Genomic DNA, 20860 nt, shown 5'->3' with positions numbered 1-20860 from the left:
CTTCGTCGGCAAGAAGCATAAGTAGCCGGTACACCTCGGGACTGCTTTGGGCGGCTGCCAAACGTCTGTACCGAGCAGCACGCGCGCCGTTCATGGACAGGCCGTCGTCAGATGCTGCGTGTCTGCCAGCCTGATGGAGGTCATGTGGTCGTCCGAATGACTGGTTGCGAAGCGATAATGGCATCGAGTGCTGCTCTACCGAGTTGCCGCGCTTCATCTTCGTAAAGCGGTGATGGCATATCGCCCATCGTATCCCAGGTCTTTCTGATTGCCTTCGCAGCAACCTCGACCGCCGCATCATATTCGGACTGCTCGTTACATCTGGCGTGCTGCGGCGTGTGTTGAAGGTCATCCACGGCACTGAATTCCAGCTCTGACATTGAGAAACCCTCTCAAGTTGAGATCGCGTAAGCTTTTCTTCCGTTAAGCCGAGGGCTTGGCGTCAAGCAGATTGCCGCGCGTTCCGGCTGGAGTGGTCTAGTCTCGGCGAATAACGACAGCACCAATAACAAGAAGAGCGAAAAAGACCGGCGGTAGTATTGCGGGCACAAGGCAATCCCGGAATCGATCTTCCGACACTCTGACATGATCGCCCCCTTGCTTGAGGCGGGAGCGGGGCTCTCGGTCATCGCTAAAAGCCGAAGTCCTCACGGTGATGCTTGAATCTTACGCTTCCGGTCGGAAATTACGAATGGAAGATATTATTTTGGAAGCACGAATTGTGTCGCTGCCAAAGCGCCGATCGCGAGTTAGTAGCTGGATTACTGGATAGGTCTTCACACTTCCGGTGTTTGTAGCCGATGCTTCTTCGCATCGGCGATTAGTTGCAATTGTCCAGCTTTTCGCATGGCAAGCGTTCGCTCGTCTCCGTGAGGGAGTTGAGCAGCTGCCGCAAGCGCGATCATCGCGGCGTGCTCAGCTTCGAGGTGAGAAGCCTTCACCGTCCGGACCTGTGCTGTTGCGATTCCAAAGTACATTCGGAGGTAGGCATGGCAGTCCCGAGACATTGGGCGGGAGCGCGACCGAACTCTCTGTCACCGGTGAATGCCTAAGGACGGCCGATGATGCGGTGCAGTAGATGCCCTTTATGTTCGGAAGTCGACCTAATTCGAAGGTTCTGATTTGCCGCCGGAATCGCTGAGGTCAATCCGCTGGACTGCCCGTGCCTTGGGTGGCTGGTTCAGGAGAATAGGGGGCCTACGGATACATGCGACCGCGGTATGGCGTAGGTGAAGAAAGTCGGATGTCGTCGTGCGGGTCTGCGTCCGGCTCTAGGCGGAGCGGCGCAGACGATATTTTCTGTCGATGACAGGTGGCGTTGCAACGAGCTTTACAGTCCACTTTGCTGCCGATGCATCCATCACGACGGATCTCACCGATCCCGTGACTGTTTGACCGTTCAGCTGAAGTGCGCGCGGCAGCCCGTGATATTGAGCCAGACGAGCGCGCCTGGCCTCGACGAGGTCTGTGATTTCGATGACCTGCATCTGCGACTCCAGAGTTGGCGCGGTACGCTCGACAAGACCCGCGCTACAGGACGGGTAGCATCGTATGGTTAATGAAATGCGTCAGATCGTCTTCAGCAATTCCGATGCTGAAGGCAAGTCAGCGGGCGGGATTGCCATCCAGATTTTGGGACCCCGTATGAGCGCTCGCGGCCCTTCATTGTCGCAAATGAGCCACTCGGTTTCGTCCCAGATGACGAGGCATGGAAATGTCTGAGGCAGCTTGTCCTTGTTTCCGCGTATCCATGTTCCACCCGCAACGATGATCCTTTCATCGTCCTTCGGTGCGGTGCTGATTGGTTGCCACCCGTCGCCCATTTGATCGCCCCTTTGTCTGCGCCTCAGTGCGACTCAAACGCGAGGCCGCAACGTCCAGTTAAAGCGTGCAGACCTTGGCTGCCACATGAAACTTGCTCCCGATTGGCAGGCAGCTAGGCGATTACGGAAGGGCTGTGCATCAAGTCGCATAGTGTCGCGACGAATTTGATTGACCGTCACGGGCATAGGCGCATGGTTCCACCATGGCCTTCAATTTCACCTCCGACGTCAAATCCAAGCAAAAAGATTGCTGGCTAATTCTGAACTTCAGCGGAGAGGAGATTTCCCTGTCGTTCGACGATGCAATCGAGCTTAAGATCCAAATCAATCACGTCCTGGAAACGGGAACTCCCAACGAACGGAAGATCGTGAGCGAAGCTGACAGCTGGTCGGCGCTGTGTGTGCCAAATGCGGGCGGTTTCGGGGTTGCCTTTGTCCTGTCGGCGACGTCGACGATAAAACTATGGCTGGATGCCAGGCAGGCCGAGCGCTTTTCTGCAGAACTTCAGACGTTTATCGATCTGGTTGGGAGTCGGAGTTGAAGGGCTTCTGGCATGGCTATGTCGAACTGGTATTGGCAGGCGTGACGTACGAAGCCAGTTACGACATCCTGGATGGCATGGTTCAATTGACCATTGGCCAGTTGATCGTAGTCGCAGAACCGCTGCCGGGTGCGACGTATGAGGAAAGTGCGCTCTACGCTTTGGAACAGTTCGCGACCGGAAAAATCGTCGCGCGGGGCTAGAGCCGCTCCCCGGGTGCTGGGTCAGTTCGCTGCCACTTCGCCTGCTTTTGTCGTCTCATAGGCAATGTCTGTCTTGTTCATGATGAGGGGCGATAGCCACCCGAGATCGACAAGGCGCTGGTATTTGCTGCGATCGATATTGCCAGCCGTATATTTTGCGCCGCCGTGCAGGACGATCTCACGGATCAGTTCCAGGTCTTCATGTGTCATGATTGCTCCATCTGGCATGATCGCCGATGCGCGTCGGAGCGCCCCGGAAGGGGATTGGACATTTTGATTGAATTTTCTGGTTCTCGATCACTGCGAACGCGGTAGTGCTATCGAGCGCATGGATCATGCGTCGGGTGCCCGTGACCTCAGATGCTGCAGCTATGCTGGCGATGCGCTCTGTTCGACTATTTCTTTCGGGGCTTTTCCGCCTCGGGGTGCATCAGGCCCTTCATGGTCGGAGCTGCTGCGATCGTCTTGGCCTTGTCCTTCTTGGGCTTCTTTACTTCGCGATTGTTCCGTTGTTCGCCTTTGGCCATGGTTTGGTCCTCCGCCCGCACTGGGCTTCGGTGACATTAGCACGTCGGTTGGGTCTCCCGGAGATTATGTTGCCTAAAGCCGCTGTCGCACCGCGGCAGTGCGGGCGGACGACCGCCACCCGTCGTCCTGGCAGCCGACAGCCGCATCAATTCAGGAGATGGAAGTTTGCTTGATTGACTCCTTCCTGAATTCAGGGTTGCTATCGTTGAGAGACAACCGGGAGAACTGAAGTGACCACTGGCGTAGTAAAATGGTTCAATGCGACGAAGGGCTTCGGCTTTATCCAGCCGGACGATGGCAGCAAAGACGTCTTTGTTCACATCTCGGCCGTCGAGAAGGCGGGGCTGAGCACTTTGAATGAAGGGGCCAAGGTCAGCTTTGAGGAAGTGGCCAACCGTGGCAAGACGTCGGCAGAAAACCTTCGGGTTGGCTGATCGGGCCTCTTTTGCCTGGCGCCGCAAGTCTGGTGGCGCCCGGCTGTCGGCCAAATGACCACATAACTGGCAGCCCGTCGGACTTGTCCCGGCGGGCGTTTCGCGATGATTTCAGCGGCCGGTTGGTGTCGCGTCGGCTTTCGCGAATGATGGTCAGGAATGCTTGTTTGGGCCAAGTAAATTCAAGCTGCCGTGCAGCTATCCATATCGTTGTGCATGATTGTCTGGCTGGCGCGGCTATCCCATTTGACCGTGACGCTACTCCAGTCCTTGGCGATGACGGTGCCAAAGTCATTTTTATCGTTCTTCCAAAAGACTGTCGTTCCGAGAACGAGCGCCCTTGATTTTTCACCGGTCACTGTGCGTCTCCCAAAAGTTCTACTTGCCGTTTGGTGAAAGGTGCCAACCACGGACGAGCTCGGCGTGCTGAGAAGCCACGTACGATTGCCTCTACGGTAAAGCTAAGTCAGCTCTTATTTGTCCATCGCTGCGAGCAGGCTTCTTATATCGATCGTCGCGATGTTCGAGTAACTGTCCGAAATCGCATACGGGAAGATAATTTGATCGCCATGCCGCATTGCGCCGCATGTATAGACGACGTTCGGCACATATCCTTCGCGCTCGGACGGCGCAGGCCGAAGGAGCGGTTCGTCCAGGCGCCCCAGCACCTTCGTCGGGTCGTTTTTGTCGAGCAGTGCTGCTCCTATCGAATACTTGCGGACCGGGCCGACACCGTGGGTCAGCAATAGCCAGCCCTCATCTAATTCGATAGGTGAGCCGCAGTTGCCGATTTGAATGAACTCCCAAGGGGCGGCCGGCTTCAGGATAGGCGTGCCGCCATCCCATGTATAAAGATCATCCGAATAGATCAGGTAGAGGTTTTCATTGTCTTGCCGCGCGATCATCGCGAACCGCCCGTCGATTTTCCGGGGGAAAAGTGCCATGCCCTTGTTATGTGATGCGCTGCCTCTGAGGGCTGAAAAGCGAAACGTGACGAAGTCGGACGTCTCGATGATCTCCGAGCGGATCGCCCTGCCGCTATAGGCCGTGTAAGTCGCGTAATAGACCGTTCGCTCGGAATGCTCGAATTTCACGAAGCGCGCATCCTCGATGCCGTTCGATTGCGACTCCGTAATCGGAAAAATGACCCGCTCGCTGATATCCTCGCTGCTACGAAACGTGACGGCGACATCCTCGCCGCCAGGCCCAGACCCGAGGTGTTGAACTGCTGGATTTGATGCGAGGCGTGCGGTCGGATCGATGCTCACGGTCCCGTCGGTATCCACAAGGCCTGTGCGAAATGTCAGGGATGACACATGGCCTTCTCCGACGGCGCGCAGGCTGAGGATGAAGCGCAGGGCGCCGGCTGTCGTTCCCGATTGATCGGGGTGAGGCACGATGCTCGGATTGAAGAGTGCCGATGCTTCAAACGAGTATTCACTCAGGAAATAGGCGCCGACTAGCTGACGCTGAATCGTCGTGAACCGGCTATGGCCGTGGAATGCATCTTCCATTTCGTCAGCGCGGGCCTCGAATGTCTGAAGCAGATTCCGGTGGCGGCCCAGAAAGTTTTCAAGCACGTCGGCCAACTGATGCTCTGCCTGCTCGGGACTGAGCGCAAGAATCCGGTCGACAATATGATTGGCGCGGGTTTTATCTGTCGGATTGAGATCGCGTGGCTCCGTCGCAGGTTTAAACGGCCGTACGATGACTCGGGACGCATCGGGCCGGAGATAGAGCGCCTGGCGATTCAGTATCGGAGATGAGGGCAAAAGGAATCTCAATTATCTGCTGAGAGAGGGAGTGCAACGTGATCAGGCCACGCGGGTCGCGGACTTGGATTGATCCTCGGCGATACGTGCCATGTGCCGAATTTCGGATAGTCCGAGCAGGTAGGATACGACTGACTCGCCACCGCGGTTCTCATTCGCACGGTCCGGATGGAGTCCGTCACGGCAGCTTCCTGTCTCAAGATCGACGAGCGGGATAGAAAGGTCATTGCTGCCGAGGAACCACGCGAAGACCCGGGCGGCTTCGCTCTTCCATTCGATGTTTTGGTCAGCGCGCCACGCCGCAAGGCTGGCCGCGATGGTGGCAGCAGCCTCGACAGGCTGTTGGTCGAAGCTGCGTGGCTGGCGCCGGATGTCGTGAAATCCCTCCGTGCCCACCGGCCTGAACTGACCGCTGGCCGAGGTCTGCTGTGTCAGCAGCCAGCGCAGGCTTCTCAGCCCGGCATTGAGATAGTCCGGCCGTTTCATCGCTGTGCCGGTGAGAATCAAGGCTTGGCAGAGTCTAGCGTTGTCATAGGAAAGTCCGTCTTCGAACCACACCCAATCGCTCGTCTCGACTTTCTCAAGAAGCGAGACGAGCCTGTCGGCCAGAACCGTCTGGATTGCATTGGCGCGGCCATTGTCGGTGACGGTCGTGCAATACGCATCGAGTCCCAGCAATACGAACGCCCACGCACGGGGCGAGAGGAAATCGCCGACCTTTGGCAAGGCCTCGGCAAAGAGGGCTGCGGCCCAGGTGCGCCGAGAGGGGTTTGCATCCGAAAGAGCGCAAACGCCCAGCGCCCAAAGCGTGCGCCCATGACTGTCTTCCGATCCGCTTTCTTCCAGCCAGCTGCGATCGAAAGCCATGAAATTTCGAAACCGGTGCGTCTCGGGATTCCACGCATGCTGGACGAAAGCCGCAAAGCGGGAGGTCAGGACCTCCGACAGACGCAATTCCCCTGGCGTGTTCAATGCGCATGCCAGCAGCAGCGCGCGGGCATTGTCGTCGATGCAATAGCCATGCAGGCGATCCGGAACACAGTGGACCGCATGCTGGAATAGCCCGGTGTCGTCGCACATCGACAAGAAGTGACCAATGCGCATCTCGGGAGGCGCGCGACTATCTCGCAGGAGCGTACTCGTATCCGACTTTGCAATGGTCTTGAGCCGGTGGCGGCGACCCGCGTTCTCGAAAACGGACATGTATCGCTCGGCCGTCCGTTCCCAGGTCATGGAGCGGCTGCTGGCATAGGCGCGCTTGCGCATCGCCTGGCGCAGTGGTGCGTTGATCAGAAGCTTTTCGATCTCGACACCGATCGCATTCGCATCCGCGAACGGGACGATAATGCCGCGGCCGTCGGCGAGCAATTCGCGAGCATGCCAATAGGGAGTCGATACCACGGCCTTTCCCAAGCCAAAACTATAGGCCAGGGTGCCTGACGTCATCTGAGATTCGTTCAGATAAGGCGTGACGTAGACATCGCACATCGAGATGAAATCGAGCAAGGTCTCTTGGTCAACGAAGCGATCAAGGAAGACAACATGATCCGCGACGCCAGCTTCGCGGGCCCTTGCAATGAGGGATTCGCGATAGGTCTCGCCTTCGTCATGTACCAGATTTGGATGGGTTGCACCCAATACGACATAGACCGCACCCGGACAGGTGCTCAGGATGGACGGCATCGCATCAATCATGAATTCGATGCCCTTATTAGGTGAAAGCAGGCCGAACGTCAGAATGACAGACCTGCCGGCGAAACCGAGCCTCGTCTTTGCGTCGTCGGGCTCCACAAAAGCGAATTCCGGAATTCCATGTGGAATGATCTCGATCTTCTCTTCGGCGACCTGATAGATGGTTCGAAGCAGTTCCCGACCTTTCTCCGCCATCACCACCACTTTCGACGACATCTCGACAACGCGTGTGAAGACATCCTTTTGTGCGGCGGTGGGCTCTGCAAGAACCGTATGAAGTGTCGTCACGATCGGCATCTTGAGCAGCGAGAGAAGCTGAATGATATCGCTCCCGGCTTCGCCGCCGAAGATACCGAATTCATGTTGAAGCGAAACCACGTCGAAATGGCCGTTGTTCAGGAATTCCGCTGCACGTATGTAGTCGTTGATCAGCTCGTCGTTGATCTGAATGCCAACGGTGGCTGGATAGTCATAGAAATGACCGTGATCGGTCATTGCCACGATGACGGTTTTGGAGTCTGCGCGAGCGGCTGCTACTGCGCTTTGCAGATCGGTGGTGAACGTGGCGATCCCACATCGGCGTGGAAGTGAATTGCCAATGAATGCAATGCGGCTGAACACCGTCAATCTGCTGCCTCGCGATTTCAATGTTGAAAGGGCAATCGCTCAAAATTGGCAATGCTGCGCCAGCCGCGGCATATCGGACAATTTCGTGACAAAAGCAGCGCGCGCTCGGCAGGGACCATCAGGGTCATCAATGCGCGCGAGCACAGGGTGCGCTCTTTCTTCGCGAATAGCCATCAGTATCTTCGAGGGCTGGGAGTTGGAACAAGTCGGTGGGAGGTTGGCGAGAGAGCGGTGATAATAAATCGATCTTTCAGTGCCAGCCGTGGTAACGCTCGGGCTCACACAGCGGGAGTACGATATGGCCAAGGGAAATCGCGAAACCAAGAAACCGAAGAAGGTGCCGGTCAAGACGATCGCTGCTGCAGAGAGCCTCAAGGGTGGCGGTCCCAAGATCATGCCGGCACTGGGGGCGGTCAGAAAGAAATAGTACCACTCCTCGCGCGGTAGCACTGCACGCTTCCCGTCCGGCGTTGAACAGAGGGCTCGCTCACGCGGCGACGATGCGCCAACGTTACGTCATCGAAATGTTCACAGATCGAGGAAAGACATGTCGATCAAGTCGACCATTCGAGATGCATACGGCACGCCTGCGATGTTCGCCGGCTCCAAGACAGGGCAGGAAGATGCACCGTTTGTTTTCATCAATGTTGGCGGCGAGGAGCGCCGGATGAGATCTGCCGAGTGGGAGGCGCTGCCGCCATGGCTAGGCGAGCGCCCGGCCTGGGCAGGCAAAGGCTGATATTCAAGATCTTTCCTCGCCTGCTGGAACATAAAATCCTTACGGCGACTTGTCGGGCGTGAATAACCTCAACCAGAGAATGCGAGGCCCCTGCATCAGCGGGGGCTTTTTATTGGAGAAACCCCATGGCCAAAAAGCCCAAGCTGCTCGCCGACCTTTTCCACGACACTCTCAAGGATGTGTATTTCGCTGAGAAGAAGATCTTCGCAACTCTGCCGAAGATGGCGAAGGCCGCTCATGACAAGGGTCTGAAAGCGGCCTTCCTGAAACATCAGAAGGAAACCGCAGGTCAGATCAAGCGCCTTGAGAGCGTGTTCAAGATTGCAGGCAAGAAGCCCGTCGCCAAGACCTGTGCAGCCATCATGGGCATCACGAAGGAGGGTACCGAGATCATGACCGAGTACAAGGGCATGCCCGCGCTCGATGCCGGCCTCCTTGCTGTCGCTCAGGCGGTGGAGCATTACGAGATGTCTCGCTACGGCACGCTGCGTACATGGGCGCAAGAACTGGGCATGTCGGATGCGGCGTCGTTGCTCGACGCGACGCTGAAGGAAGAAAAGGCTACGGACGCTGCGCTGACCAGTCTGGCAAAGTCGGTCGTCAACGTCGAAGCTGAAGCGGAGATGTGATACAGATACCCGGTTGCTTCGGCGGCCGGGATCTGCCGGTGTTTGAGAAAGTCTGGAACATTTGGCGCTGGCGAGCTTTACATTGGACAACCGCCGCACCGCGCGTCGGATACGGATGGCCTCTGCCATCATAAAGGCCAGCCATGAACATCCAGGCCGTTGATCGCGCCCTCGACATTTACGGGGCGCTCTCAGGTCATTCCGAGTCGCCCGGGGTTCGGCAAAAGCTTTCCATGCACCTGGACGAGCTGGTGGGCAGCGGCGAGAAAGATCACCACCGTTTGACGGTGCACGGTCTGACATTCCTTCGCGAGTACGACCGACAGCGCAACAGCTAGCTTGTCTGAAAAGCTGCGATGATTGTAGCCGCTATCGTCGAGATGATGATCGCGGCGATATCCATAGGGCTTAACATGCGCCATGCGGACACTCTGCGTGATCTGCAGTCGGTCAGACCAATACAGAAGATGCGCCAGGACTTAAACGGTCTGCAAAAGCTGCGGGTCCAGCCAAGCTGACGCTCTGTACTAATTCATCGGAAGAATGCGGGCATTCAGTGTCGTCAGTTGGCTTGCTCGAGTCTTGAGCATCGACGGCTAGCCCAGCATTTGGGTGTCGCCGCAGATCGAAATAGCCTGGCCCGAGATCGTGCGCCCGCGCGGGCTGCAAAGGAAGAGGATCTGGTCGGCGATCTGCTGCGGCGTGACGTAGTCCTTGATCGATGTATAGGAAAACGCAGTCTTCTCCATTTCGGCAAATGAAATGCCGCGCTGCTGCGCCTTGGCTTCCAGCACGCGGCGCTGGCGATCGCCGGCGACGAGGCCGGGCAGGATCGCATTCACGCGGATATTGTCGGGACCGAGCTCAATCGAGAGCGACTTGGTGAAGCCGATGACGCCCCATTTCGCCGCGGCGTAAGGGGAGCGCAAGGCGAAACCGACGCGACCTGCGGCCGAGGACAGATTGACGATGGAGCCGTTGCTGCTTCGGCGCAGCAGCGGGACGGCGAGGCGGGTGCAGTTGAACTGTCCGGTCAGGCAGATGTTCAGGCAGCGATCCCAGTCGTCCGGATGCATCTCGTCCACCTTGGCGGTCGGGCCTGCAATGCCGGCATTATTGATGAGCACGTCGAGGCCGCCGAGTTTTGCGGCGGCCTCGTCGAACAGTTTCTGCACTGAGGCGCGGTCGGCGACGTCGCAATGGGTCTGGGTGATTGTGGGATCACTCGCTGTGAGTGCGGCAAGAGCAGCTTGGTCCACATCGCAGACATGAATGCGTGCGCCTTCGCCGGCAAAGGCGCGGGCGATGGCCAGGCCAATTCCGTTGGCGCCGGCAGTAACAATGACGCGCAAACCCTTGATGTTGAGATCCATGGTGGCTCCGGGGACTCTGTGAGAACTAGGCGGCGAGGCCGCCGCGTGACAGGATGAAATTGGCCGCGTTGGTGATATCGGCAGCGATCCCGACTTTGGCAGCTTCGGCATCACCGATCTCGATCGCCTTGCGAACGTCCGCATGAAACCGAATGGCTTCACCCTTGGCGAGGCGATCGGGATTGCCGCGCAGATCGAGATTGATGACGGGGCCAGCCTTGAGCCAGAGCGCACGGATGATCTCGACCAGGATCGGCGACTGCGCGGCCTCGTAGACGGCAAAGTGAAACGTCTTGTTGAGTTCGACGGCGCGCGGCAGGTCGGGTGCTTTCATTTCGCTTTCTGCGCGCATGGCCGCTTCTGCGATCGCGATGGAAGCGAGATTGCGGTCTCCACGTAGTTGCGCTGCCTCTGCTGCGGCATGACCCTCGATAGCGATACGCACCTTCGTCAGATCGCGAAACTGCGTGGCCGACATCACGGGCACGCGCACGGCACGGTTTGCCGCGACTTCCAATGCCTTGTCGGCGACGAGGCGGGACACCGCTTCGCGCACCGGCATGATCGACACGCCGAGCACTTCGGCGGCCGTACGCAATGACAGCTTTTCGCCAGGCGCGAGCCTGCCCGAGATGAGCAAATCCGCCAGTTGCGCATAAGCGCGCTCGCCAAGCGTCTGGCGGTCGAGCGGCTCCACAAGGGTCAGCGCAGTCGGCAGGTTCAACGCGGTCTCCGGGCATCGTCGCGAAATTACAGGGAGGGACTCGACAAAGTCCCCGTCTTTTGCAACTCTAACTGTGATCACAGATCACGGCAAGCGGACAAAGCCCTCTCAACAGAAGAGTGCGGCGCCTGCCGGAGGGGAAACAGCCGCGCCGCGCGGCCGTATCAGGGAGACGAATCTGATGTCGAACACCAATCAATTCACGCGCCGCAGTCTGCTGAAGACCGCGGGCGGTCTCGCACTTGCTTCCGGCCTCTCTGCGCCATCGGTTCTGAGCGCGCAGACCTCCGACGTCATTCGCATCGGCCATCTCACGCCGCGTACCGGCTTTCTCGGCCCGCTCGGCGAATATGGTGTGATGGCCATCGATCTCGCTGTTGAGGAGATCAATGCCGCTGGCGGCCTGATGGGGCGCAAGGTTGAACTGCTCAAGGAGGACTCGATCAATCCTCAAACGGCATCGACCAAGGCGGAGCGCATGATCGAGCGCGACAAGGTCGCCTGTATCATCGGCGAAATTTCTTCGGCATCGTGTCTGACCATCGCGCAGGTCGCCACGCGCAACAAGACGCTGTTCATCAACACCGGCGGAAATTCCGATGCGCTACGCGGCAAGGACTGCCAGCGCTATATGTTCCACGTCGAGTCGCAGAACTCGATGTATGTAAAGACCGTCGGCCGCTCGTTTCTGCGCGATGGCCTCGTGAAGGGCAAGAAGTGGTACTCGCTCACGGCCGACTATGCCTTCGGCCATGACCTGCTAAGCGTATCGAAGCGCTTCATGCAGGCCAATGGCGGTAATTTCGCTGGCGACGACCTGGTGCCCACCGACGCCACGGACTTTTCTGCCTATCTCCTCAAGATCCGCGAGGCCAAGCCTGATCTCGTGGTGATCAATCTTGCGGGCAACCAGATCACCAACTTCCTCAAGCAATATGCCGAATTCGGTCTGACTTTCCCGGTCGGCGGTTTCGGCTTCGACACGGCTCTGGCCTGGGCTGCTGGCAAGGGCAATTTCGTCGGCACCTGGCCTGTGGTCTGGCACCATCTGCTGGACACGCCCGGCAGCAAGGCCTTCGTCGCGGCCTTCACCAAGAAGTACAACAAGCCGCCGGAGAACCAGGCCTGGGGCGACTACATCGCCACCAAGATTGTGGCGCAGAGCATCAACGAGTTGAAATCGGCTGAGTCGCCGAAGATCATCGAGCATTTCGAGAAGGGCGCGAAGTTCGATCTGTTGAAGACACGTCCCGGCTACTTCCGCGCATCGGATCATCAGCTGATGCACGAAATGTATGCGGTGACGGCGCTGCCTGCGGACAAGATCAAGAACCAGTGGGACATCTTCTCATCGAGCCCGGCCGTCCCGGGGCCGGATGAACCGCTCGAAGTGATTGCGTCTACCGCGGAAGAGAACGTCTGCAAATTCCCGAGCTAGCAACAATGTCGGCGTTTCGCCTTCGGGCGAGACGCCGACATTCTGCTCGCGAAGTTGCTTTCGTCTCGTCCTTCCGACCCCTGTCAGATGCGCATCAGCGCGCGACTGCGGAGCCCATATCATGTCCGCCATGTTGCTCACCCAGCAGATCCTCAACGGACTGCTTGATGGTGTCTATTATCTTCTGATTGCGCTCGGCCTGTCGCTGATCTTTTCGCTCGGCGGCATCGTGAATCTCGCGCATGGCGCGTTCTATGCGATTGGCGCCTATCTTACCCTTGTCATTTCGCCCTATCTCGGCTTCGGTGGTGCATTCGTCGTGGCCCCCGTTGTCGTTGCGTTGCTCGGCGTTGTCATCGAGCGGACGTTGTTCCGGCGCTTCTATCGGTCAGATCCCATTCTCTCGCTGCTACTGACTTTCGGGCTCGCGATGGTCGCCGAGCAGGCCTTGCGTATGATCTTCGGCGCGCCGCCTTTGTCGTATTCGATCCCGCCAGCGCTGCGCGGTCAGGTCGCGATCGGAAGCTTCATCTATTCGTTCTATCGCGTGGTGTTGCTCGGCATTGCCGTGGCCTGTGTGGTCGGGCTCTGGGTGCTGCTGCAGAAGACCTCATTCGGCCGTGTGGTCCGGGCCGGCGTGCAAAATCCGGACATGGTCGGAGCGCTCGGTATCTCGCTGCAGCCCTATATGTCGGTCGTCGCAGCCCTGGGTATTGGTCTGGCGGGACTCGCGGGCGTGTTGCTGGCGCCGATCTATTCGATCCATCCGGCGATGGGACAGGAGATCATCACGCCCGCCTTCGTGGTGGTCGTGATCGGTGGCCTCGGCTCGTTCTGGGGCGTGGTGATCGCTGCGCTGCTGGTCGGATTGGTCAAGGGCGTCATGGTCGGCATCGGCTATTCGGCGGCGTCCACGGCGGCGATCTATTTGTTGATGCTTCTGGTGCTGCTGTTCCGGCCGCGCGGCTTGTTCGGCGAACGCATCATGCGGTTCGAGTAAGGCGATGCCAATGTTGAATCGTCTTCCCGTTCCATTGCTGATCGCGGGCGTCGGCTTGCTCATCCTGCCGCCGATCTTGCTGGCGCTCGGATTGACCGTGACGTCGGCGACGGAGATCGTCGTCTTTGCACTGGCCTGCATGGCCCTGAATATCCTGGTGGGGCACACCGGTCTCGTCTCGTTCGGTCATGGCGCCTGGTTCGGCCTTGCGGCCTATGCTGCAGCGCTGATCCAGCGTAACTGGATGCCGAATTCATTCGTCGGGCCGACGCTGCTTGCGCTTGTCGTGGTGGCCATCACGGCGGCTGCCTTCGGCTACCTGATCCTGCGCCGCCGCGGCGTGTATTTCTCGCTGCTGACGCTGGCGCTCGCGGCCATGCTCTACAGCGTCTCGTTCCGCTGGACTGACGTCACCGGTGGCGAGAACGGCCTTGGCGGCATCACCCGGCCGGCACTGCTTGGCTTCGACCTCGATGCGGGTGCGACCTATTATTGGTTCGTGGCGCTGATCGCGTTTCTCGTGCTGATCCTGCTGTGGCGTTTCCACAATTCCACGGTCGGTTCGGTGCTGGTGGCGATCCGCGAGAACGAACAGCGCGCGCGCTTCCTCGGTTATCCCACCAATCGCTACAAGCTCGCCGCCTTCGTGCTGTCGGCTACCATCACCGGGCTGGCCGGCATTCTGCTGCTCTACAAGAACCGTATGACGTCGGCGGATCCCATTTCGGTGGCGTTCTCTGGCGAGCTTCTGGCCATGGTCGTGATCGGCGGCATGCGTAGCTTCCTCGGGCCGGCGCTCGGTGCGCTGTTTTTCATTCTGTTTCGTGAGTTTCTCGGCATCTATTCCGAGAACTGGTTGTTCTGGTTCGGTCTCGTTTTCGTTGGCTTCATCATCTTCTCGCCTACCGGCCTAATCGGTATGGGCGAGCGGCTGATCGCGCCATTCCGCAAGAAAGTGGAAGAAGACGCGGCAATGTCGGCGCGGCGCATCGAAGTGCTACCACTGCCGGAGTTTTTGCGACCGAAGTCGTCAGTCGACGGAGCGGTACTCGCTGCCAGCCATATCGTGAAAAGTTTCGGTGGCATCAAAGCCGTGCAGGGCGTCGATATCGCCATTGCCGATCGCACGCTGCATGCGCTGATCGGCCCGAACGGTGCCGGCAAGACCACGGCGTTCAATTTGCTGTCGGGTATGTACAAGCCGGATCAGGGAAGCGTGTCGCTGATGGGCATGCCTATCGCAGGCCATACACCGGAAGATATTGCAAGGGCCGGCATTGGGCGTTCGTTCCAGATTACCAACCTGTTTCCCGCGCTCAGTGTTGGCGAAAATATCCGCCTCGCGGTGCAAGCACGGCATCCGCGGCGCTTCGATCCCGTGACCAACGCGCTATCGATTAGCGCAATCAACGCGGAGACCGATGCGGTGATCCGCTATCTCGGCCTCGCTGGAATCGAGAAGGCAGAGGCAGGCATGCTGTCTTACGGCGGCCAACGCCTGCTCGATATGGGCGTCGCGCTGGCTACAGCGCCGCGCGTCCTGTTGCTTGACGAGCCGCTTGCAGGCCTCGCTGCTGCCGAACGTGAACGTATCGGTGCGATCATCAAGCGCCTCTCGACCGATTTACCGGTCCTGCTGGTCGAGCATGACATCGATCGGGTGTTCCAGCTGGCCGACCACGTCACCGTCATGAATGAGGGACGCGTATTGCTGGATGGCTCCGTCGAAGAGGCGCGGTCCAGCCCGAAGGTGCAGGAAGTCTATATCGGGTCGGGCACAACGGCTGTGGCTGCGCGCCCCCGCGAGACCGCGGCGGGGGCGAAGCCGCTGCTGACGGTGAAGAATGTCGATACGTTCTATGGCAAGAGCCATATTCTCAACGACGTCAATTTTACCCTGCACGAGAACGAGATCATCGCACTGCTCGGGCGCAATGGCGCGGGTAAGTCGACCTTGCTCAAGTCGTTGATCGGGATCGCGCCGGCATCGAATGGCTCTATTCAACTGGCAGGCAGCGAGTTGATCGGCCTGTCGTCTGCGGAAGCTGCGCGGCTCGGCATCGGCTACGTACCACAGGGACGCGCCTTGTTCGCAGGCATGACCGTCGAGCAAAATCTCGAACTTGGTGGTCTCAAGCGGCAGACTGGCAATGGTGTGCATTGGACCCGCGAGCGCATCTACGACTATTTCCCACGCATTCGTGAGCGTCTCGACAGTCCCGCCGATTATCTGTCAGGCGGCGAGCAGCAGATGGTGGCCGTGGCGCGCGCGTTGTCGGGCGACGTCCGCGTCTTGTTGCTGGATGAGCCATTCGAAGGATTGGCGCCCGCGGTCGTGGAGCAGTTGTTTGAAACCTTTGACCGGCTTCGCAAGGAAATTGCCATCATCATCGTCGACCATAATCTCGATCTGGCTTTGGCTTTGTCCGATTCGACGGTGGCGCTGGAACGGGGCAAGGTCATTCATCAGGGGCCGTCGAAGGCCCTGCGTGACGATCTCGATCTGCGCCGCAAGGTGCTGTGGCTGTGAGAACATCAATGACACTGAACAATCGACATGTAGCGATCGTCGGCGTTGGCTTGATCGGACGCGCCTGGGCCGCGATTTTCGCGCGCGCTGGATGGACCGTGCGGCTGACAGATCCGCATCGCCCGACGCTGGATGCTGCGCCCGGGCTTATTCGCGATGAACTGCATGCGCTCGCCCGCCACGGACTTGCCAATGACCCCGACGGCGCCGCCGCGCGCATCTCGATAGCGGAAAGTCTGGCCGATGCGGTGAAGAACGTTTCCTTCGTACAGGAGAATGGCCCGGAGAACGTCGATCAGAAGATCGCCATCTTTTCCGAGCTGGATCGTCTTGCGCCTCCAGATGCACTGCTCGCATCATCCACCTCGGCCATCGTCGCCTCTCGCTTCACGGAAGCGCTTCCGGGGCGGGCGCGCTGCCTCGTCGGTCATCCCGTCAACCCGCCGCATCTGGTGCCGCTGGTCGAACTATGCGGCGCATCCTGGACCTCGCAGGAGACTATCGACCGCGCGCGTGAGATCTATCGCGAGATTGGGCAGGTCCCCGTGACCGTCAACCGCGAGATCAACGGTTTTATCCTCAATCGGCTGCAGGGCGCCTTGCTGGCGGAAGCGTTCCGTCTGGTCGGCGAAGGCTATGTCTCCGCGGAGGATCTCGATCACACTGTGAAGGACGGTCTCGGTCTGCGCTGGTCGTTTCTGGGCCCGCTGGAGACCATCGAGCTCAATGCGCCCGGCGGCATCCCGGATTACTGCGCGCGCTACACCGGTTTCTACAAGGAGCTGGCCGCTGCATCGGCAGGGCCCGAGGTTTATCAAAGCCCGAATGTCGACCGGGTGATAGCGGCCTGGCCGCATCAGCCGTCGCCCGATCGGATTGCCGCACTGACACAACAACGCAACGAACGCCTCGCAGCGCTGGCGGCTCACAAGGCCACGCAGCGTCCCAAATCCTGACTACACCATCTCTTAACAGTAAGACGGAGACTGACATGAGCCGCAAAGTCATCATCACCTGCGCCGTGACGGGCGCGATTCATACGCCCTCGATGTCCAAAGCATTGCCGGTAACGCCGCAGGAAATCGCCGACGCTGCCGTCGATGCGGCGGAAGCCGGCGCCGCCATTGTGCATCTGCATGCGCGCAACCCGAAGACCGGGCAACCCGATCAAAGTCCCGAAGCCTTTGCGCCATTCCTGAAGATCATCAAGCAGCGTACCAATGCGGTGATCAACCTGACTACCGGTGGTGCGCCCACCATGACGGTGGATGAACGCGTACGGCCTGCCGCGGTCTACAAGCCGGAAGTCGCCTCGCTCAACATGGGCTCAATGAATTTCGGATTCTTCGGGATGCTGAACCGCTTCAAGAAGTTCGAACATGATTGGGAATTGAAGCACCTGCAGAACAAGGACATTGTGTTCCGCAACACATTCCAGGACATTGAGTATGTGCTGAAGACACTGGCCGAGACGGGTACACGCTTCGAGTTCGAATGCTACGACACGGCGCACCTCTATAATCTCGCCTACTTCCTCGAACAGGGGCTGGTGAAGCCGCCGCTGTTCATCCAGACGGTGTTCGGTTTGCAGGGCGGTACAGGTGCACATCCCGAAGATGTGCTGCACATGAAGCGCACGGCGGATCGGTTGTTCGGCGACAAGTATGTCTGGTCGGTGCTCGGCGCCGGTCGCAATCAGCTGCCGATCGCGGCGATGGCCGCGGCCATGGGTGGCAATATCCGCGTCGGTCTGGAAGACTCGCTGTGGGCGGCGCCAGGTCGCATGGCCTCCTCGAATGCCGAGCAGGTCACGCTCGCGCGCAAAATCGTCGAAGGCTTGGGTCTTGAGATCGCGACCCCGGATGAAGCGCGCGAGATGCTTGATCTGAAGGGTGGAGACAAGCTGGAGGTCTAAGCTATCCCTGGAGGAGGCGGACAGTGCAAGAGATGTCCGCCTGCTCTGCTTTGGGGGAACCCTGCTGGCGAATGCCCGCTTCTGACACAAAGTCGACGTGATGGGTTACCGCTTTTGGCGCAAAGCGGACATTTGGCGCGCTGGACGTTGCGGGGATCGCATACTTTATCGTTCATGAATTTGGCATTTCTCAACCAAATCTCTCCGTATGATTCTGTTCACCATCCGCTTTAGGGAAGCGAAGAGCCGCATAAGAGATGCTGTGCCATGTTCGAAGATCAACTTCGACAAGGAGGCGTCAATGGCCCTTATCATTATGCCGTTTTTGGTGACCGTAGCGGCTGTCGGTATGTTTGTCCTGGCGACCGAGCGCACCGATGACAAACAATGCAGTTAGGCGCGGGGCTGGTCAGATTTAGAAACTTCCGGCTGATCGGAGAGCAGCTGAACAGCTTGCGAGATCAACAAGGCTACATCGCTTAGATCCAGGCGTTGGGCCCGGCCTCGCATGATGTGCAGATCGTTTTTCAACAGAATAAGTTGAGCGCGGCGAGAAACATCATGCATCTTGGGTTCCCTAGCGTGGGAACCGCCCAGCTTCATTATATGGAATGTGGAATAGCGCCGAATTACTGCACATGAATGTTCAATGCATCCCATATGACGTCAGATCTGTCATGCAACTCGCTCCGGTCTGATCACTCGCTTGTTATCGTTTGGGCGTAGTCGCTTCTGGATTTGGCCGAATTGATAAGGAACGTCGGGGGCGTTTGCCGGTATGCGAGTCCGCCCTTGTTCAAAGCGAAGGGGCGCAAACCAGAATCACGCTGGCTCAATTAATCAGATCCAACGCTGGCTTATCGCGAGATCCTTGGTGGCTGTGTCGAGCGGCGCACGATGAGCAGGGGCGCTGTGACGACATAACGCGCATCGCCGCGGACACCTTCGATCAGGTCGAGCAGGAGCTGGCCGGTTTGTTCACCCATCTCGCGGTGGCTGATGCGGATCGTGGATAGCGGCGGATCCACCAGATCCACCAGCGGCATGTCGTTGTGACCGATCACTGACAGATCTTCCGGACATCGCCGGCCCGTTTCGCGCAACGCTTCATAGATGCCGAGCGCGAGGAGATCGTTGGCTGCGACGATGGCGGTGGCCTCAGGCTGTCGTGCGAGCAGTCTGAGTGCGGCAGCGCGTCCTGCCTCGCGCGTGAATGCTTCAGCCTCTTCAATATCATTGTCGGCTGGCGCGAAACCGGCTTCGTGCATTGCCTCCAAGAAACCGCGGCGGCGAAGCGATCCGGTCGATAGCATTTGCGGGCCGGCGAGGTGGAGGATGTGGCGATGTCCAAGTTCGAGAAGATGCGCAACCGCGAGCCGCATGCCGGCCACATCGTCCGAGACCACCGAAGGCACACGCGCCTCAGCTTCCGCGCGATTGACAAGCACGACAGGGACTTTCCAACTCAGACAACGCTCGATCGAATTATCCTTGAGCGCGACATTCGCCAGCACGAGGCCATCCACGCGGCGCGCCACGAGCCGTTGAACGATGTCGTCGGTGCCCGTCCGTTGCGGTTGCGGGTCGGCGACAATCAGCGCGTAGCCGCGCTCCGATAGCACGTCTTCGAGGCCGCCGATGATCGGCGAGAAGACGGGGTTCGCGATGTCCGGGACGATGATGCCGACCATGTTCGAACGGCCGCTGCGCAGACTCGCGGCCACCGTGTCCGGGCGGTAACCCAGCCGCTCCGCTGCTTCCAGAATCCGGCGCACGACCGGCTCACCGATCCGTCCGCGGCGGGCAGGGTCGAGCGCGCGCGACACGGTGGAGGGGTGCACTCCCACCTCGCGCGCCACGTCTTTGATTGTCGTCATCCCTGCCACGATCTCCAAACTAGCTGGTGCGGTTGACTTGCGCAATCGATTGCACTATATGTGCAATCGATTGCGCAGCGTGGACAGCCAAAAATTCGCAATGTGAGGGAGTGTCGATGATCATCACGCGTCAGGAGGATGTGACCGACGTTGTGCTTGCCGCGATGAGCGGTGCGCCGAACGAGCGGTTGCGCACGGTCATGGCCGTTTTCGTTCGTCATCTGCACGAATTTGCCCGCGAGGTTCGGCTGACCGAGGCGGAATTCGAGTTTGCTATCGATTTCCTGAACCGCATCGGCCAGGCGACAAACGACACCCATAACGAGGGCGTGTTGTTCAGCGATGCAGTCGGGCTCTCGACATTGGTCTGCCTGTTGAACAACGGCCAGGATGGCGCGAGCGAGACCGCCGCAGCGTTGCTCGGGCCGTTCTGGCGGGCGAACGCTCCGCGCGTGGAGAATGGTGCCTCGATCTTGCGTTCGCCGACGCCCGGTGCACCACTGTTCGTCGATTGCCGCATCACCGACGCACTGGGAGCGCCGCTCTCGGGTGTCAGCGTTGATGTCTGGCAGGCCTCGCCATCGGGAATGTACGAAAACCAGGACGCGGGTCAGGCTGACATGAATTTGCGCGGCGTGTTTGAGACCGATGCGAATGGCCGCTTCGCGTTCCGCTCGGTCAAGCCTGCTGGCTATCCGGTGCCGACCCATGGTCCGACCGGGGAGATGCTGGCCGCGCAGCGCCGGCATCCGTTCCGGCCGGCGCATCTGCATGTGCTTGCCTTCAAGCCAGGCTTCAAGACGCTGATCACGCAGATCTTTGTCGATGACGACGAGCATCTGGAGAGCGACGTCGTATTCGGCGTGACGCGCGCGCTGATCGGCGATTTCCGCAAGGGCGAAGGAGCGTCGCCAGCGCCGGATGTCGCTGGCGAATGGTTCAGCCTCAACTACACATTCGTCATGGAGTCCGGCGAAGCCGTGCTCCCGCATCCTCCCATCAAGTGAGCTGTCG

General features: G+C 59.1%; 24 protein-coding genes. 12 read left to right on the top strand and 12 right to left on the bottom strand.

The window, feature by feature from the left end:
• Positions 1-140 precede the first annotated feature (140 nt).
• Both AB7828_RS14235 and AB7828_RS14230 read right to left on the bottom strand, forming a co-directional pair.
• Positions 141-380, bottom strand: a complete 240-nt coding sequence (locus AB7828_RS14235) for a hypothetical protein (RefSeq protein ID WP_309943618.1) — start codon at positions 378-380, stop codon at positions 141-143.
• An 891-nt stretch (positions 381-1271) separates the two neighbouring features.
• Positions 1272-1487, bottom strand: coding sequence for a hypothetical protein (locus AB7828_RS14230; RefSeq protein WP_441230476.1), 216 nt, complete (start codon positions 1485-1487; stop codon positions 1272-1274).
• Between the two features lie 539 nt (positions 1488-2026).
• Between AB7828_RS14230 and AB7828_RS14225 the strand changes: the two genes are divergently transcribed.
• Positions 2027-2365 carry a hypothetical protein gene (locus AB7828_RS14225; protein WP_068734854.1) on the top strand — a complete coding sequence of 113 codons (339 nt, stop codon included), beginning with the start codon at positions 2027-2029 and terminating at the stop codon, positions 2363-2365.
• Positions 2362-2568 (top strand): hypothetical protein, encoded by a 207-nt coding sequence (locus AB7828_RS14220; RefSeq protein ID WP_089266057.1) that lies wholly within the window; start codon positions 2362-2364, stop codon positions 2566-2568. Before AB7828_RS14225 ends, AB7828_RS14220 begins: the two co-directional genes overlap by 4 nt.
• A 21-nt stretch (positions 2569-2589) precedes the next feature.
• Here the strand turns inward: AB7828_RS14220 and AB7828_RS14215 are convergent, their stop codons facing one another.
• The gene (locus AB7828_RS14215; protein ID WP_441230475.1) at positions 2590-2778 is read right to left on the bottom strand and encodes a TenA/THI-4 family protein; all 189 of its coding nucleotides are present in this window, start codon (positions 2776-2778) and stop codon (positions 2590-2592) included.
• 185 nt (positions 2779-2963) lie between these two features.
• Positions 2964-3095, bottom strand: a complete 132-nt coding sequence (locus AB7828_RS14210) for a hypothetical protein (protein ID WP_256461247.1) — start codon at positions 3093-3095, stop codon at positions 2964-2966.
• Positions 3096-3326: 231 nt separating this feature from the next.
• Between AB7828_RS14210 and AB7828_RS14205 the strand changes: the two genes are divergently transcribed.
• Positions 3327-3530, top strand: coding sequence for a cold-shock protein (locus tag AB7828_RS14205; protein ID WP_068734860.1), 204 nt, complete (start codon positions 3327-3329; stop codon positions 3528-3530).
• Between the two features lie 182 nt (positions 3531-3712).
• On the opposite strand, the gene AB7828_RS14200 is transcribed toward AB7828_RS14205, so the two are convergent.
• From AB7828_RS14200 to AB7828_RS14190, 3 genes are all read right to left on the bottom strand, one after another.
• Positions 3713-3889 (bottom strand): hypothetical protein, encoded by a 177-nt coding sequence (locus AB7828_RS14200; RefSeq protein ID WP_158596714.1) that lies wholly within the window; start codon positions 3887-3889, stop codon positions 3713-3715.
• Between the two features lie 114 nt (positions 3890-4003).
• A complete protein-coding gene (locus tag AB7828_RS14195; RefSeq protein ID WP_175366316.1) occupies positions 4004-5302 on the bottom strand; it encodes a glycoside hydrolase family 130 protein in 1299 nt (432 codons plus the stop codon).
• Positions 5303-5344: 42 nt separating this feature from the next.
• The gene (locus AB7828_RS14190) at positions 5345-7621 is read right to left on the bottom strand and encodes a glycosyltransferase family 4 protein (RefSeq protein WP_441230474.1); all 2277 of its coding nucleotides are present in this window, start codon (positions 7619-7621) and stop codon (positions 5345-5347) included.
• Between the two features lie 298 nt (positions 7622-7919).
• Here AB7828_RS14190 and AB7828_RS14185 point away from each other — a divergent pair, with 298 nt between their 5' ends.
• The 3 genes from AB7828_RS14185 to AB7828_RS14175 all read left to right on the top strand — a co-directional run bounded on the left by AB7828_RS14185 (position 7920) and on the right by AB7828_RS14175 (position 8989).
• Positions 7920-8048 (top strand): hypothetical protein, encoded by a 129-nt coding sequence (locus tag AB7828_RS14185; protein WP_256461248.1) that lies wholly within the window; start codon positions 7920-7922, stop codon positions 8046-8048.
• 120 nt (positions 8049-8168) lie between these two features.
• Complete coding sequence (locus AB7828_RS14180) at positions 8169-8360, top strand: hypothetical protein (RefSeq protein WP_439064919.1); 192 nt, start codon at positions 8169-8171, stop codon at positions 8358-8360.
• Positions 8361-8485: 125 nt separating this feature from the next.
• Positions 8486-8989, top strand: coding sequence for a YciE/YciF ferroxidase family protein (locus tag AB7828_RS14175; RefSeq protein ID WP_439078137.1), 504 nt, complete (start codon positions 8486-8488; stop codon positions 8987-8989).
• Between the two features lie 191 nt (positions 8990-9180).
• On the opposite strand, the gene AB7828_RS14170 is transcribed toward AB7828_RS14175, so the two are convergent.
• The 3 genes from AB7828_RS14170 to AB7828_RS14160 form a co-directional block, all read right to left on the bottom strand.
• Complete coding sequence (locus tag AB7828_RS14170; protein ID WP_439072771.1) at positions 9181-9411, bottom strand: hypothetical protein; 231 nt, start codon at positions 9409-9411, stop codon at positions 9181-9183.
• A gap of 174 nt (positions 9412-9585) precedes the next feature.
• Positions 9586-10362 (bottom strand): SDR family oxidoreductase, encoded by a 777-nt coding sequence (locus AB7828_RS14165; RefSeq protein ID WP_441230473.1) that lies wholly within the window; start codon positions 10360-10362, stop codon positions 9586-9588.
• Positions 10363-10387: 25 nt separating this feature from the next.
• The gene (locus tag AB7828_RS14160; protein ID WP_441230472.1) at positions 10388-11086 is read right to left on the bottom strand and encodes a GntR family transcriptional regulator; all 699 of its coding nucleotides are present in this window, start codon (positions 11084-11086) and stop codon (positions 10388-10390) included.
• Positions 11087-11267: 181 nt separating this feature from the next.
• On the opposite strand from AB7828_RS14160, the gene AB7828_RS14155 reads away from it, so the two are divergent.
• The 5 genes from AB7828_RS14155 to AB7828_RS14135 all read left to right on the top strand — a co-directional run bounded on the left by AB7828_RS14155 (position 11268) and on the right by AB7828_RS14135 (position 17969).
• Complete coding sequence (locus tag AB7828_RS14155) at positions 11268-12524, top strand: ABC transporter substrate-binding protein (RefSeq protein WP_175366270.1); 1257 nt, start codon at positions 11268-11270, stop codon at positions 12522-12524.
• Between the two features lie 121 nt (positions 12525-12645).
• Complete coding sequence (locus AB7828_RS14150) at positions 12646-13524, top strand: branched-chain amino acid ABC transporter permease (protein ID WP_068734877.1); 879 nt, start codon at positions 12646-12648, stop codon at positions 13522-13524.
• A gap of 10 nt (positions 13525-13534) precedes the next feature.
• Positions 13535-16054, top strand: coding sequence for a branched-chain amino acid ABC transporter ATP-binding protein/permease (locus AB7828_RS14145; RefSeq protein WP_441230471.1), 2520 nt, complete (start codon positions 13535-13537; stop codon positions 16052-16054).
• Between the two features lie 8 nt (positions 16055-16062).
• Positions 16063-17010: a 3-hydroxyacyl-CoA dehydrogenase gene (locus tag AB7828_RS14140; protein ID WP_175366268.1), complete on the top strand. Its 948-nt coding sequence runs from the start codon at positions 16063-16065 to the stop codon at positions 17008-17010.
• A 35-nt stretch (positions 17011-17045) separates the two neighbouring features.
• Entirely contained in the window at positions 17046-17969 is a 924-nt protein-coding gene (locus AB7828_RS14135) for a 3-keto-5-aminohexanoate cleavage protein (RefSeq protein WP_068734883.1), read from the top strand.
• 393 nt (positions 17970-18362) lie between these two features.
• Here the strand turns inward: AB7828_RS14135 and AB7828_RS14130 are convergent, their stop codons facing one another.
• Positions 18363-18536 (bottom strand): hypothetical protein, encoded by a 174-nt coding sequence (locus AB7828_RS14130; protein WP_158596890.1) that lies wholly within the window; start codon positions 18534-18536, stop codon positions 18363-18365.
• A gap of 290 nt (positions 18537-18826) precedes the next feature.
• Positions 18827-19846, bottom strand: a complete 1020-nt coding sequence (locus AB7828_RS14125; protein WP_441230470.1) for a LacI family DNA-binding transcriptional regulator — start codon at positions 19844-19846, stop codon at positions 18827-18829.
• Between the two features lie 116 nt (positions 19847-19962).
• On the opposite strand from AB7828_RS14125, the gene AB7828_RS14120 reads away from it, so the two are divergent.
• On the top strand, positions 19963-20853 hold the full coding sequence (locus AB7828_RS14120) for a dioxygenase family protein (protein WP_441230469.1): 891 nt from the start codon (positions 19963-19965) through the stop codon (positions 20851-20853).
• Positions 20854-20860 lie beyond the last annotated feature (7 nt).

It is taken from the genome of Tardiphaga sp. 215_C5_N2_1, from assembly GCF_052076055.1.
GTDB classification, from domain to species: domain Bacteria; phylum Pseudomonadota; class Alphaproteobacteria; order Rhizobiales; family Xanthobacteraceae; genus Tardiphaga; species Tardiphaga robiniae.
Note: the sequence above shows the minus strand (reverse complement) of the source record. Positions and strands in the feature narration are given on the sequence as shown.

What these genes read in the sequence shown, in the direction of transcription:
- AB7828_RS14235 (WP_309943618.1), bottom strand. Translation starts at nt 380, where the DNA reads ATGTCAGAGCTGGAATTCAGTGCCGTGGATGACCTTCAACACACGCCG.
- AB7828_RS14170 (WP_439072771.1), bottom strand. Translation starts at nt 9,411, where the DNA reads ATGGCGCATGTTAAGCCCTATGGATATCGCCGCGATCATCATCTCGAC.
- AB7828_RS14145 (WP_441230471.1), top strand. Translation starts at nt 13,535, where the DNA reads ATGTTGAATCGTCTTCCCGTTCCATTGCTGATCGCGGGCGTCGGCTTG.
- AB7828_RS14120 (WP_441230469.1), top strand. Translation starts at nt 19,963, where the DNA reads ATGATCATCACGCGTCAGGAGGATGTGACCGACGTTGTGCTTGCCGCG.
- AB7828_RS14225 (WP_068734854.1), top strand. Translation starts at nt 2,027, where the DNA reads ATGGCCTTCAATTTCACCTCCGACGTCAAATCCAAGCAAAAAGATTGC.
- AB7828_RS14155 (WP_175366270.1), top strand. Translation starts at nt 11,268, where the DNA reads ATGTCGAACACCAATCAATTCACGCGCCGCAGTCTGCTGAAGACCGCG.
- AB7828_RS14185 (WP_256461248.1), top strand. Translation starts at nt 7,920, where the DNA reads ATGGCCAAGGGAAATCGCGAAACCAAGAAACCGAAGAAGGTGCCGGTC.
- AB7828_RS14135 (WP_068734883.1), top strand. Translation starts at nt 17,046, where the DNA reads ATGAGCCGCAAAGTCATCATCACCTGCGCCGTGACGGGCGCGATTCAT.
- AB7828_RS14175 (WP_439078137.1), top strand. Translation starts at nt 8,486, where the DNA reads ATGGCCAAAAAGCCCAAGCTGCTCGCCGACCTTTTCCACGACACTCTC.
- AB7828_RS14150 (WP_068734877.1), top strand. Translation starts at nt 12,646, where the DNA reads ATGTCCGCCATGTTGCTCACCCAGCAGATCCTCAACGGACTGCTTGAT.
- AB7828_RS14210 (WP_256461247.1), bottom strand. Translation starts at nt 3,095, where the DNA reads ATGGCCAAAGGCGAACAACGGAACAATCGCGAAGTAAAGAAGCCCAAG.
- AB7828_RS14125 (WP_441230470.1), bottom strand. Translation starts at nt 19,846, where the DNA reads ATGACGACAATCAAAGACGTGGCGCGCGAGGTGGGAGTGCACCCCTCC.
- AB7828_RS14165 (WP_441230473.1), bottom strand. Translation starts at nt 10,362, where the DNA reads ATGGATCTCAACATCAAGGGTTTGCGCGTCATTGTTACTGCCGGCGCC.
- AB7828_RS14140 (WP_175366268.1), top strand. Translation starts at nt 16,063, where the DNA reads ATGACACTGAACAATCGACATGTAGCGATCGTCGGCGTTGGCTTGATC.
- AB7828_RS14180 (WP_439064919.1), top strand. Translation starts at nt 8,169, where the DNA reads ATGTCGATCAAGTCGACCATTCGAGATGCATACGGCACGCCTGCGATG.
- AB7828_RS14230 (WP_441230476.1), bottom strand. Translation starts at nt 1,487, where the DNA reads ATGCAGGTCATCGAAATCACAGACCTCGTCGAGGCCAGGCGCGCTCGT.
- AB7828_RS14130 (WP_158596890.1), bottom strand. Translation starts at nt 18,536, where the DNA reads ATGCATGATGTTTCTCGCCGCGCTCAACTTATTCTGTTGAAAAACGAT.
- AB7828_RS14215 (WP_441230475.1), bottom strand. Translation starts at nt 2,778, where the DNA reads ATGACACATGAAGACCTGGAACTGATCCGTGAGATCGTCCTGCACGGC.